Source organism: Caulobacter sp. S45 (genome assembly GCF_903642205.1).
Taxonomy (GTDB): Bacteria; Pseudomonadota; Alphaproteobacteria; order Caulobacterales; family Caulobacteraceae; genus CAHJWH01.
On the sequence record NZ_CAHJWH010000094.1, the window covers coordinates 1 to 12,536 of the forward strand.

Sequence of the window (12,536 nt, forward strand, 5' to 3'; positions counted from 1 at the left end):
GGCGCTCGGCGGCGGCTGGTGGAACCGCAAGGACGGCTGAGGCCGACGGTCTGGCCGTCACGTCCGCAAACGCCTCAGGTTGGCTGAACCGGTGCGGCGGCCCCGCAACCACGGCCGTCTTCACGCACCTCCGCTGTGGGTCTCGCCCCTCTACAAGAGGGCTGACGTGCAGGACCTGATCCTTCTTGCGCTGGGCGACAGGTTGTTCGCCGTCTTCGGGGCCTATGCGCAGTCGCTGAGAGCGCCCCTGACGATGATCATCCTGGCGACGGAGGTGGTGGCGGTGGCCGATGGTGAACGTGCGCGACGTGCTCTCCGCCGCCATCGAGCGCGTGGATCGCCGCCTGGAGTAGGTTTCCGCCCGAGCGGATCCTACCCGTTGAAGCGGCAAGCCTAACCCCGCCCCGGCGTGAACACGGCTTGGCTGACCACCTTGGGATCGTCGTGCAGCCGGATGTAGAGCAGGTGGCCCGCGGCCGCATGGGGCACGGACAGGACGTGGCCGGGGAAGCCCTCGGGCACCCGGGCGACGTGGTCGAAGCCCGGGTCGCTGGAGACGGCGTCCAGCAGGAACAGGTCGTCCCCGCTCAGCTCGCAGACGCCACCGGCGCCCTCATGGCACTTGAGCTGGTGCAGGCTCGGCAGGCGCACCAGGGCGCCCAGCGGCTGCCAGTCGCTGGCCGCGCCATCCTGCACCAGCCGGAACTGCAGCGGTCCGAAGGTGGAGGCCCCGAAGGCGCGGCCGGTGTCGAGCGACGCCAGCAGCACCTGGGGGTCCTCCTGGATCAGGCCGTTCGAGGGCGTCAGGGTGGCGATCACCCCGCCGTCCGGCCCGGCCACCTCGATCGACTCGTGCCCGTCGAGCCGCGTCGGCGCCTCCGCCCGCACCGAGAAGGTGAGGTGGGCGCCGCGGGGAAGTTCATCGGCATCCCCGAGCCGGATCGCAGCGAAGCCGGCGGACCCGCCGGTCTGGGCGCTCTTGCCGATCAGCATGACCTGGGGACGCGCCTTGCCGACTGCAGTCTTCAGGGCGACCGTGCGCCCGTCCTTCAGGATCACCTTGGCCGCGAGCGTCTGGCCGGGCTTCAGCTTGTCGAGTTCGCCGCCCTCGGACGCGGTCAGCGACAACAAGTCGCCGCCGCCGCTGGAGGTCAGGTCACCCGGCGTGAAGTCGACCCCGCCCAGGGCCAGACCGGCGACCTCGTCCAGGCGGCTGCCCTTCAGCACCCCGGCGTGGTCGCCGGCGTGGAGGGCGAAGCTGTCGAGCCGGCCCGCCTCCGCGTAGGCCTGCAGCGAAACGCTGTCGGCCTCCTTCATGCCGTACTGCCGCACCAGCAGGCTCATCGGTCCGGGCTGAGCGGAGCCTAGCGGCGCCACGGCGGCGACCTGCTGCGCGCCGTCTGGCTTCCACTCCACCGGCTGGGTCACGCCCGAGGGCTGCTGCAGCACCACGCTCTCCACGCAGGAGGCGGCCTGCCCCTGCAGGTGCACCGTGTCGTCCCGGCCGACCACCAGGGCCTGCACGTCGTCAGGCGCCAGCCGCCAGGGCGCGGCGCGCGCGGTCTGCAGGTGGAAGGCAGGCCCGTCGAAGGCCTCGAAGCCCCAGTAGCCGTGCAACGACCCGTCCACCGCGTCGCCGAGATCGGCCGGATCGACGCCGCTGGTGTCGACGATGAAGCCGCCCTTCTCGGCATCCGCCCTGACCGGCAGGTCGAAGATCTTTCCGTCCTTGCCGTGCACCCGCACCACCATGTCGTGGGCGTAGTGGGTGGAGTAGGCGAGCGGCGCGCCCTCGACGGGCAGCAGCAGGTCGGTGCGCTCGGCGCAGAACACCGCCTTGGGATCGACGGGCCGCAGAGGCGGCGACTGGGGCGCCGCGATCGCCGGCAGGGCCGCCACCAGCACGGACTGCGGGTTGTGGAACGAGGGCGCCGCGTTCAGCACCAGCGACAGGCGGTCGTCCTTGGCCGTCGCGATGGCCGGGATGTACTGGTACTGCGCCGTGCGGAACGACTGCAGGATGCGCACGACGTCAAAGGCCGCGGCCACATAGGCGCTGGAATAGCCGAAGTTGGCCACAGGCGAGGCGGTGAGCTGCAGGGCGAGGTCGGCCGGAGCGCCGGAGGTCAGCGCCTCCGCGATCGAGGTGCTGTGGCCGTCGGCGAGCACCAGGGTGTCCTGGCCCTCGGTCAGGCAGGCGGCCTGCAGCTCCGCCATCTTCTGGAAGCAGTCGGTGTTCAGCTTCATGGTCAGGCTGCGCGCCAGGAGCGGCGAGACCGTCTTCAGCCGGTCCGGGTCGGTGGGGTCGGTGGAACGCACCGCCGCCAGGAAGGCGTCCAGCCGGGAGCGGTCGAGCGAGGCCTGGTTCAGGTCCTGCGACGCGCGCACGAAGGCCCCTGGCCGTCCCTGCACCGCGCCCATCAAGGTCTTGAAGTCGCCGCCGGTCTGTGGGGCCAGGAAGACGACCAGCTGCTCCGCATCGGGCGGCGTGACCAGCCTCAGCCCGTCACTGCCCTTGCGGGTCCAGGTCTCGGCCCTGGAGAACCACGCCTCCGGCGGCGGGTTGGTGGCGCCGCGGAGGAAGGCCGAGACCAGCAGGTAGTGGACGGACTGGCTGGGCGGCAGGTCGGCCTTGATGGTCACCACGTCGCCGGGGCTGAGGTTGGGCACCTCGGAAATCGGCAGGGTCGCGCCGGCGTGGGCGATGGTGACCTTCAGCGCGGGGCCGGCCAGGTCGAAAGGCGCCGTGTCGGCGGCGCGCGCCGAACCGGACGCCAGCAGCCACGCGCAGAGAGCAGCGGATAGAAGGCGACTGATCATCTCGTCCTCGCCCGCGTACCGGCGTCCTGCCCGAAGTTACAACGGATCATGACGACTCTTCGCTCCGACGCGGCGGTGGAGGCCACTCACCGCGGTGCCTACGCCCACTCTGTGGCGACAACATGCTTAGCCGGTGGTCACACGGCTGGGCCGCCGGCTGAGACGGCTGGATTGCGGATCGCCGGAAGCTATGGTGCGGTCACGCCGCCCAGGAGTCCGACATGCGCCCACCCGGTTTCGCCCTCCTGGGCGCCCTGTTCGCCCTCGCCGCCCAGGCGCCGACGGCCTGGGCGGCCCAGACCTACGAGCTGCAGGCGACCCCCTCCACGGTGGCATGGGGGAACTACGACGCCGCCGCCAAGCCCGTGCTGCACATCCGCTCCGGCGACACGGTGGTGTTCCACACCCTGCTGACCTCAAGCCCCAGCGCGCTGGAGAAGGCCGGCGTCGCCCCCGCCGCGGTGGAGCAGAGCCTGCGCACCGTCTTCGACCAGGTGCACGACCGCGGCCCGGGTGGCCACATCCTCACGGGCCCGGTGGCCATCGAGGGCGCCGAGCCCGGCGACACCCTGGAGGTGCGCATCCTCAAGGTCGATCTGGCCATTCCCTACGCCTACAACGGCTTCCGCTACGGGGCGGGCTTCCTGACCGACGACTTCCCCTATTCGCGGATGAAGATCATCCCGCTCGACAAGGACAGGATGCTCGCCCATTTCGGCCCAGGGGTGGACATCGCGCTGCACCCCTTCTTCGGCAGCATGGGCGTCGCCCCGCCCCTGGCCTTCGGCCGCTATGACAGCGCGCCGCCCACCATCATCGGCGGCAACATGGACGACAAGGCGCTGGTGGCGGGCACGATCCTCTACCTTCCGGTCCACGCGTCCGGCGCCCTGTTCGAGGTGGGCGACGGCCACGCCGGCCAGGGTAATGGCGAGGTGGACATCACCGCCATGGAGACCTCGCTGGTGGGGACCCTGCAGTTCGTCCTGCACAAGGGCTCAAAGCTCGACTATCCCCGCGCCGAGACGCCGACGGCCTACATCTCCATGGGCTTCGACGACGACCTGAGCCGGGCCGCGCGCAAGGCGATCCTCAACATGATCGACTTCCTGGTGGCCGAGAAGCACATGACCCGCGACGACGCCTACATGCTGGTCAGCGTCGCGGGCGATGTGGAGATCACCGAACTGGTCGATCGCAACAAGGGCGTCCATGTGGAGATGCCCAAGGCGGTGTTCGGGCGGTAGAATATTCTCCTTCCCTGCGTAGCGGGGGAGGTGGCGCGACGCGAAGCGGCGTGACGGCGGGGGCTTCCTGGGCGCCGCGGCATCCGCCGTGGCGGCCAGCGAGCCCCCCTCACTAGGCTTCGCCTGGTCCCCTCCCCCCGCTTTGCAGGGGGAGATAAGAAGATCACAGTGCGTGCAGCTTGACCGGCAGGGTCTTGTAGCCGCGCACGAAGGTGGAGAAGACGCGGGTGGGCTCGCCCACCACCTCGATGTGGCTGAAGCGCTTGAGGATTTCCTCCCAGATGATCTTCAGCTGCAGCTCGCCTAGGCGGTTGCCGACGCAGCGGTGGATGCCGAACCCGAACGACAGGTGCTGGCGCACCCGGGGGCGCCCGATCCAGAAGTCGTTGGGCCGCTCGATCACCTCTTCGTCGCGGTTGCCCGAGACGTACCACATCACGACCTTCTCGCCGGCGCGGATGGTCTTGCCGCCGATCTCGGTGTCGTGCTTGGCGAGGCGGCGCATGTGGGCCAGCGGCGTCTGCCAGCGCAGCGTCTCGGAGACCATGTTGGGGATCATCGAGCGGTCGGCCTTCAGCGCCTCGTACTGGTCCAGGTTTTGGTTCAGCGCCAGCACACTGCCGGTGATGGAGTTGCGGGTGGTGTCGTTGCCGCCCACGATCAGCAGCAGCAGGTTTCCCAGATACTCCATCTGGTCCATGTTGCGCGTGGACTCGCCGTGCGCCAGCATGGAGATCAGGTCGGGCATGGGCGGGGCGTTCACCCGGTCGTTCCAGAGCTGCATGAAGTAGCCGACGCACTGCATCAGCTCGGCTCGGCGCTGCTCCTCGCTCTCCACAAGCCCGCTTTCGGGCGTGGCGGTGGCGACGTCTGACCAGCGGGTCAGCTTGCGGCGGTCCTCCTGGGGGAAGTCGAACAGGTTGGCCAACGTCATGCTGGTCAGCTCGATGGAGACCTTGTCCACCCAGTCGATCTCTTCGCCCACGGGCAGGGCGTCCAGGATCTGGCCGGCGCGCTCACGGATCAGGGGCTCCATGGCGGACAGGTTCGGGCCGGCGACGATGGGACTGACCACCTTGCGCTGGGCGTCGTGCTTGGGCGGGTCCATGGCGATGAACATGGGCAGTGGGAAGTCGTCCTGGGCCTCGGCGATGGTGATGCCCGGCTCCGACGAGAAGGTCTCGTGGTTGGTGTCCACGGCCATGATGTCGTTGTATTTGGTCACCGACCAGTAGGGGCCGAACTTGTGCTCCGCCGTATAGTGGACAGGGTCTTCCTTGCGCAGCCGCTCGAAGTAGCCGAGCTCCACGCCCTGTTCGAAGGCTTCCGGCCGGGCCGGGTCCAGCAGGTCGAGGGGCAGCGAATAGGGGTCGGGAACCTTGGCGGCGCCGAAGTCGTAGGTTCCGTCGGCCATGATGCCCTCCCGAAGGGTCTCGGTCCCGTGACGGCGCGGTCGGGACGCTTGCTTGCCCTAAGCGTCAACCTAGCGTGGCGGCGGGGTCTTGTCGCGGGCTTTTGCGGAGGATCAGCATGGCGCCCAGGCCGACCGGCCGATAGTCGCGGGCGTCCACGCCCACGTCGAACTGGCGCTTCAGCGGCTTAAGCCGTCCGTGGCTGTGGCCGTGCAGGTTCACCGCGCCCCGGTGCATGCCGTTCCAGCTTCGGAACGGGTAGTGGCACAGCACGAGGGGAACGCCCTCCGCGATGATCTCCGCGTAGGGAGCTGCCGACGACCAGCCGAGTCGCCCGACAGCCTCCGGGTCGTTGTTGCCGAGGATCAGATGCTTGCGCCCGTTCAACCGGGGCAGCAGCTCGGCCGCCGCCTTGGCGGTGCGGGCGAAGTCGCCGAGATGCCAGACTTCGTCCTCGACCCCGACCACCTCGTTCCAACGGGAGACCAGAGCGGCATCCATCTCCGCCAACGACCCGAACGGGCGGGGATAGAGGTTCAGCACCCGGTGGTCGGCGAAGTGGGTGTCGCTGGTGAACCAGACCGCCAGCGACGTCTCCTCCGGTCCCGGGCCTCAGGCCCGCCCGTCGACGCCGCGCCGATCGGGCGCGATGGCGTCGTACTTGGCGGGAGGCGTGATCCCAAGCCGCGCCCGGGCCGACGCGACCGGCTCCGCCAGGATGGTGCGGTAGTCCTCGGCCAGCAGCCACTTGGCTTTGCGGCCGCGCTGGAAACCCTCCCAGATGGCCGCCGAGAACTCAGCCCCGCCGCCGAGCCTGCGGGCGTTCAGCGCCGCGCCTACGGCGATCAAGGCCCAGCCGAGCCCCCGCGTCTGGGCGTAGGAGAAGGCCACCAGGCAGGACTCGCCCAGGCTGTCTCGGCCGTAGCCGCTCAGGATATGCCAGAGGTCATGCACATCGCGCACGCGCCGGCCGAACCAGGCATAGGGGTGGTTCATCTCCAGCTTGGAGAGGTCGAGCCCCTTGCGGCTCTCCTGCGCCAGGCCTTCGGCGGAGAGGTTCTCCGCCATCCGCCAGGCGAAGTATTCGCCGCCCACCGATCCTGGCGGATAGGCGCGCATCGCGTCGTCGTCGTCGAGATGGCCGATCAGCTCCTCGCGCTCATAGGCGATGCGGCCGCCGGCGGCGGATCGGAGCAGGCGCTGGTAGCCCATCATGGTGGAGCGCCCGTTCAGCGCCCGCATGATCTCGAACACCTGGGCGGTGTCCTCCTTGTCGCGGAGCAGGCTGCGGAACGCCCGGATCGCGCGCGGGAAGTCGAGCCGGGTGCTCGGCGGCTTGTAGATCGGCGCGGGATGGACGGCGGTGGAAGGCGTGAAGGCGGAGGTCGCGGTCAGCTCGCTCATGGCTCTTAACGCGTAGACGCGTTCCCCTGTTGGGCGACAGGCGGCGCGGGGTTCGCGCCCTGCCGGACCGGTCAACATAGTCGTGCAAACGGCCGCTGACGATAGGCTGAACGGGCAATACGTCGAGGGGTTCAAGACCCTTGCGCACGGGACGGGCCGGCAGGACCGATGCAGGGCGACCCCGTCCTGGATGGGCAAGGCCGGGCCGACGGACTAGAAGGCGTCCATGCCTTCCTCGGAGTCGGACATGGCCGCCCCCGACGCGGCGCTGACCTCGTCACCCGTGTTGGACGGCCTTACGCCGCCCGCGCCCCTGCCGGCCGGCGGCCCGCCGCTGGCGGGAAAGGCGCATGCGCCCTGGAGCGAAGTGATCCTGCTGGCCTGCCTCAGCATGTTCGGCTCGGTGTCGCTTGACATGTACCTGCCGGCGCTTCCCGGCATGGCCCGGGCGCTGCACGCCTCGACCGCCGAGGCGCAGTCGACGGTCTCGGTCTTCCTGCTCGGGCTGGCGGTGGGACAGCTGGTAGTGGGGCCGCTGTCGGACCGGTTCGGCCGACGCCTGCCGATCCTGGGCGGCGCAGGGCTGTACTGCCTGGCCAGCGGGCTCTGCGCCATCTCCACCCATGTCGGCCTGCTGGTCGGCGCCCGCCTCCTGCAGGCGCTGGCGGCCTGCGCGGGATCGGTGGTGGCGCGGGCGGTCGTGCGCGACCGCTACGACGACCACGAGGTCCTGCACGTCCTTTCCCTGCTCAGCCTGGTGTTCGGCGTCGCGCCGGTCCTGGCCCCCCTCGTGGGCGGATGGGTGCTGGGAGTGGCGGACTGGCGCTGGATCTTCGGGGTGCAGGCGCTGTTCGGGTTGGCGGCCGGGACGGCCGCCTGCTTCCTTCTGCCGGAAAGCCGGTCGGAGGCGACCCGGCTGCAGGCCCGCGCGGAGAATGCGGCGGCGAGCTATCTCGCCCTGCTGCGACAGCCTCTTCTGATCGGCTACCTGCTGACAGGCGGCCTGGCGGGGGCGGCGCTGTTCAGCTACATTACCTCGGCTCCGCGCATGGTGATCGGCGAGTTCCACATCGCGCCGGCACGCTTCGGCTGGGTGTTCGGCGCCAATGCGATAGGCCTGATCGGCGCAGGCCAGGTGAACGCCCGGCTGGCCCGGCGTATCCCCGCCGACACCCTGGTCCAGGCGGCGCTGCTGGCGGCGCTGGCCGCGGCGACCGTGCTGGCGACCTGCGCCTGGACGGGATGGGGCGGCATGTGGGGCGTGCTGGCGCCCTTGTTCGTGGTGATCTCCGGCCTGGGCTTCAGCCAGCCCAACACCACCGCCGCAGCCATGGCGGTGGACCGGCGACGGGCGGGCGCCACCGCCGCCCTCATCGGCACGGTTTTCTTCGGCGTCGGCAGCCTGTCGGGGGTCGCCACGAGCCTGATACCGGGGCGAGCCTCCGTGGCCATGGCGTGCGTGATCATCGCCACCCTGGTCCTGTCCCTGGCCAGCTACCGGGTGCTCATCCTCAGCACGAGGACTGCTGATGCAGACCACATACCTTCGTCATCCTGAGGAGCGGCAAATGGCCCGCGTCCCGAAGGACGCACACCCTGATCAGCCCTTCTTCTCCAGCGCCGCCTGGGCCGCCGCCAGCCGGGCGATCGGCACGCGGTAGGGCGAGCAGGACACGTAGTCCAGGCCTACGGCCTCGCAGAAGGCGATGGACGCCGGGTCGCCCCCGTGCTCGCCGCAGATGCCGAGCTTCACGTCAGGACGGGTGGCGCGACCCCGCTCCGCGCCCAGCCGCACCAGCTCGCCCACGCCCTCCTGGTCCAGCGACACGAAGGGGTCCTTCTCGATGATCCCCTTCTTCAGGTAGGCGTCCAGGAACTTGCCGCTGTCGTCGCGGCTGATGCCGAAGGTGGTCTGGGTCAGGTCGTTGGTGCCGAAGCTGAAGAACTCCGCGTGCTCGGCGATCTGGTCGGCCCGCAGAGCCGCCCGCGGCAGCTCGATCATCACGCCCACCTTGTAGTCGAGGCTCACGCCTCGCTCCTTCAGCACCGCGGAGGCGGTATCGTCGGTGAGCTTCCTCAGGAAGGCGATCTCCTCCTTCTTGGCCACCAGCGGGTGCATCACCTCCACGATCGGCGCCTCCCCCTTGGCGGCGACGGTGCAGGCGGCCTCGAAGATGGCACGCACCTGCATCTCGTAGATTTCCGGGAAGGCGATGCCGAGCCGGCAGCCGCGCCAGCCGAGCATGGGGTTGGTCTCCGCCAGCTCGCCGGCGCGCCGCTTCAGCTTGGCGGCGTCGAGCCCCGCACTGGCCGCCAGCTCCTCGATCTCCGCGTCGGTGTGGGGCAGGAACTCGTGCAGCGGCGGGTCGAGCAGGCGGATGGTGACGGGCAGGCCGGCCATGATCTCGAACAGTTCCTCGAAGTCCTTCCTCTGGAACGGAATGATCTTGGCCAGAGCGGCGCGCCGCCCCGCCTCGTCGTCGGCCAGGATCATCTCGCGCACCGCGGCGATCCGGTCCTCGTCGAAGAACATGTGCTCGGTGCGGCAAAGCCCGATCCCCTCCGCGCCGAAGCCGCGCGCCGTGCGGGCGTCCAGCGGCGTCTCGGCGTTGGCGCGGACCTTCAGCCGCCGCACGCCGTCCGCCCACTCCATCAGCTGGGAGAAGTCGCCCGACAGCTCCGGCTCGATCATCTTCACCGCGCCGAAGAGCACCTCGCCCTTGGCGCCGTCGATGGTGATGACCTCCCCCGCAGAGAAGCTTCGGCCCCGGGCGCGCAGCACGCCGGCCTTCTCGTCGATGTCGATCTCACCGGCGCCGGAGACGCAAGGGCGCCCCATGCCCCGGGCCACCACCGCGGCGTGGCTGGTCATGCCGCCGCGGCAGGTGACCACGCCGCGCGCCGCATGCATGCCGTGGATGTCCTCCGGCGAGGTCTCCTCGCGCACCAGGATCACCGCCCGGCCGAGTTCGGCCAGCCGCTCGGCCTCGTCGGCGGCGAAGACGATCTCGCCGGTCGCCGCGCCCGGCGAGGCCGGCAGCCCGCTTGCTATCACGTCGCGGATGGCGCCGGGATCGATGGCCGGATGCAGCAGCTGGTCCAGTGAGGAGGGTTCGACCCGCGAGATCGCCTCCTCCCTGGAGATCAGCCCCTCGGCCACCTGGTCCACCGCGACCTTCAGCGCCGCCTTGGCGGTGCGCTTCCCGTTGCGGGTCTGGAGCATGTAGAGCACGCCCTGCTCCACGGTGAACTCGATGTCCTGCATGTCGCGGTAGTGATGCTCCAGCCGCTCCACCACCGACTTGAACTGGGCGAACACCTCCGGCATCGCCTCCTCCATCGAAGGCGCGGACTCGCCCATCTCCTCGCGGGCGGCGCGGGTGAGCGCCTGGGGCGTGCGGATGCCGGCGACCACGTCCTCCCCTTGCGCGTTGATCAGGAACTCGCCGTAGAGCCTGGCCTCGCCCGTGGACGGGTTGCGGGTGAAAGCGACGCCGGTGGCCGAAGTGTCGCCCATGTTGCCGAACACCATGGACTGGACGTTGACGGCGGTGCCCCAGCTCTCGGGGATGTCGTGCATCCGCCTGTAGAACTTGGCCCGGTCGTTCATCCAGCTGGCGAACACGGCGCCGATGGCGCCCCAGAGCTGGTCGCGCGGGGCCTGCGGGAAGTCTGCGCCCAGCTCGCGCGTCACTGCGGCCTTGTAGTCGGCGACCACCTTCTCCCAGTCGGCGGCGGTGAGGGCGGTGTCCACCGACACCTCCAGCCGCTCCTTGTGGTCGTCCAGGATCTCCTCGAACAGGCTGTGCTCCAGCCCCAGCACCACGTTGGAGTACATCTGGATGAAGCGCCGGTAGCTGTCGAAGGCGAACCGCCGGTCGCCGGACAGCGTGGCCAGCCCCTCCACCGTCTCGTCGTTCAGCCCCAGGTTCAGCACCGTGTCCATCATGCCGGGCATCGACGCCCGCGCGCCCGAGCGCACCGACACCAGCAGCGGGTTGGCCGCCTCGCCGAACCGCTTGCCAGCCTGCGTCTCCACCTTGGACAAAGCCGCGTCCACCTGCTCCTGCAGGCCGGCGGGGTAGGACTTGCCCTCGGCGTAGTAGTGGACGCAGGCCTCGGTGGTGATGGTCAGGCCCGGCGGCACGGGGAGGCCGAGCGAGCTCATCTCCGCCAGGTTGGCGCCCTTGCCGCCCAGCAGGTTCTTCATCTTCGCGTCGCCATCGGCCGCGCCCCCGCCAAAGGAATAGACCCAGCGCGTGGTCGACGCCGCCTCGGGAACCTCGTTGAAACCGTCGGCCATCCGCTACGTCTCCAAATTCATGGGCCTGCCGGCCCACCTTTACACTGTCATCCCGGCCGTAGCGAAGCGGAGAGCCGGGACCCAGGGCCGCCGGCGCGCCGCTCGCCCTGGGTCCCGGACAAGCGGCTGCGCCGCTTTCCAGGATGACAGAGATTATCCGCCCCCCACCAGCGAGAAGTCGGCGACCCGGTTCGCTGTATCGCGCACGCCGCTGAGCAGGCGAAGCCGGTTCAACCGCAGGGCGGGATCGGGCGCGTTCACCAGCACCTTGTCGAAAAAGCTATCCACCGGCGCCCGCAGATGCGCCAGATGACGCATGGCCGCTTCGAAGTCCTCCGCCTCCAGCGCCCGGTCCACCTCGCCCTGGACAGTGCGCAGCGCCGCCGACAGCGCCTGCTCCTCGGCCTCCGCCAGCAGGCCCAGGCTCTCGTTCAGCTGGTGGTCCTCGTCGGGCGTCTTCTTCGCCTCGGCGCGCAGGATGTTGGCGGCGCGCTTGTAGCCGGCCAAGAGGCTCGCCCCGTCCTCGGTGGCCAGGAAGGCGGAGAGCGCCTCCACCGTACGTACCATCCGCACTAAGTCATCGTCTCCAAGCGCGAAGACAGCATCAACAAGGTCGTGCCGCTTGCCTTCCTCTCGGAAGAGGCCCTTTAGCCGGTCGGCAAAGAAGGCAGTAAGAGCAAGAGAACGCTCTCGAATCTGCAGTTCAAAATCCTCGCCTTCAGCGATGTTTAGTTCGTCGTGCGCTGGAGGCATTCTGATATCAAAGCGATCCTCAGCAGCCCACTTAAGATGAGCTATCTCACCAGTACGCTTAGCCGTGAGCTGCTTAGCGTATCGGAAGTATGCGTCTTCTGCCGTCGAGGTTAACGCCAGTCGGCATCCGCTCTCAAGCACCAGCCTGATCACCCCCAACGCGGCCCGCCGCAGGGCATACGGGTCCTTGCTCCCCGTCGGCCGCTCGTCGATGGCGAAGAAGCCGACCAGGGTGTCGAGCTTGTCGGCGAGCGCCACCGCCACCGTCACCGGCGCGGTCGGTACGCTGTCCGAGGGCCCCAGCGGCTTGTAGTGGTCGCGCACCGCATCGGCGACGACCTCGATCTCGGCGGGCGTGAGGCCGGAGAGCGGGCCCCCTCCACCACGCTGCGCGTGGTCCCCCTCTCCCAGAGGGGGAGGATCAGAAGCGGCGAGCGCTGTGTCAGATGCTCCCCCCTTGGGGGAGCTGTCGGCGAAGCCGACGGAGGGGGCCAGCGCCGCCCCCACCATCTGCTCCACCGTGGCGAGAGGGTCTTCGTTGCCGTCCGGCTCGGCGCTCAGCGGCAGCGCATCACCCGCATGGGCGCGGACGTAGTA

8 protein-coding genes are annotated in these 12,536 nt (G+C 69.6%); 2 read left to right on the forward strand and 6 right to left on the reverse strand.

Annotated elements, in window-relative coordinates; genetic code table 11:
* Positions 1 to 393: 393 nt before the first annotated feature.
* Entirely contained in the window at positions 394 to 2,820 is a 2,427-nt protein-coding gene (locus HUV06_RS10230; protein WP_174301173.1) for a hypothetical protein, read from the reverse strand.
* A 221-nt stretch (positions 2,821 to 3,041) separates the two neighbouring features.
* Here HUV06_RS10230 and HUV06_RS10235 point away from each other — a divergent pair, with 221 nt between their 5' ends.
* On the forward strand, positions 3,042 to 4,067 hold the full coding sequence (locus HUV06_RS10235; protein WP_174301174.1) for an acetamidase/formamidase family protein: 1,026 nt from the start codon (positions 3,042 to 3,044) through the stop codon (positions 4,065 to 4,067).
* A gap of 163 nt (positions 4,068 to 4,230) precedes the next feature.
* On the opposite strand, the gene HUV06_RS10240 is transcribed toward HUV06_RS10235, so the two are convergent.
* From HUV06_RS10240 to HUV06_RS10250, 3 genes are all read right to left on the reverse strand, one after another.
* A complete protein-coding gene (locus tag HUV06_RS10240; RefSeq protein WP_174301175.1) occupies positions 4,231 to 5,481 on the reverse strand; it encodes a cytochrome P450 in 1,251 nt (416 codons plus the stop codon).
* Positions 5,482 to 5,545: 64 nt separating this feature from the next.
* Positions 5,546 to 6,022, reverse strand: a complete 477-nt coding sequence (locus tag HUV06_RS10245) for a hypothetical protein (RefSeq protein WP_217433772.1) — start codon at positions 6,020 to 6,022, stop codon at positions 5,546 to 5,548.
* 69 nt (positions 6,023 to 6,091) lie between these two features.
* On the reverse strand, positions 6,092 to 6,883 hold the full coding sequence (locus tag HUV06_RS10250; protein WP_174301176.1) for a Coq4 family protein: 792 nt from the start codon (positions 6,881 to 6,883) through the stop codon (positions 6,092 to 6,094).
* Between the two features lie 247 nt (positions 6,884 to 7,130).
* Here HUV06_RS10250 and HUV06_RS10255 point away from each other — a divergent pair, with 247 nt between their 5' ends.
* Complete coding sequence (locus HUV06_RS10255) at positions 7,131 to 8,441, forward strand: multidrug effflux MFS transporter (protein WP_174301177.1); 1,311 nt, start codon at positions 7,131 to 7,133, stop codon at positions 8,439 to 8,441.
* A gap of 42 nt (positions 8,442 to 8,483) precedes the next feature.
* Here the strand turns inward: HUV06_RS10255 and ppdK are convergent, their stop codons facing one another.
* A complete protein-coding gene (ppdK, locus tag HUV06_RS10260; RefSeq protein ID WP_174301178.1) occupies positions 8,484 to 11,186 on the reverse strand; it encodes a pyruvate, phosphate dikinase in 2,703 nt (900 codons plus the stop codon).
* Between the two features lie 153 nt (positions 11,187 to 11,339).
* A partial coding sequence (locus HUV06_RS16300; protein ID WP_174301179.1) for a glycine--tRNA ligase subunit beta occupies positions 11,340 to 12,536 on the reverse strand: 1,197 nt, incomplete at its 5' end.

What these genes read in the sequence shown, in the direction of transcription:
- HUV06_RS10255 (WP_174301177.1), top strand. Translation starts at nt 7,131, where the DNA reads ATGGCCGCCCCCGACGCGGCGCTGACCTCGTCACCCGTGTTGGACGGC.
- HUV06_RS10230 (WP_174301173.1), bottom strand. Translation starts at nt 2,820, where the DNA reads ATGATCAGTCGCCTTCTATCCGCTGCTCTCTGCGCGTGGCTGCTGGCG.
- HUV06_RS10250 (WP_174301176.1), bottom strand. Translation starts at nt 6,883, where the DNA reads ATGAGCGAGCTGACCGCGACCTCCGCCTTCACGCCTTCCACCGCCGTC.
- ppdK (WP_174301178.1), bottom strand. Translation starts at nt 11,186, where the DNA reads ATGGCCGACGGTTTCAACGAGGTTCCCGAGGCGGCGTCGACCACGCGC.
- HUV06_RS10235 (WP_174301174.1), top strand. Translation starts at nt 3,042, where the DNA reads ATGCGCCCACCCGGTTTCGCCCTCCTGGGCGCCCTGTTCGCCCTCGCC.
- HUV06_RS10240 (WP_174301175.1), bottom strand. Translation starts at nt 5,481, where the DNA reads ATGGCCGACGGAACCTACGACTTCGGCGCCGCCAAGGTTCCCGACCCC.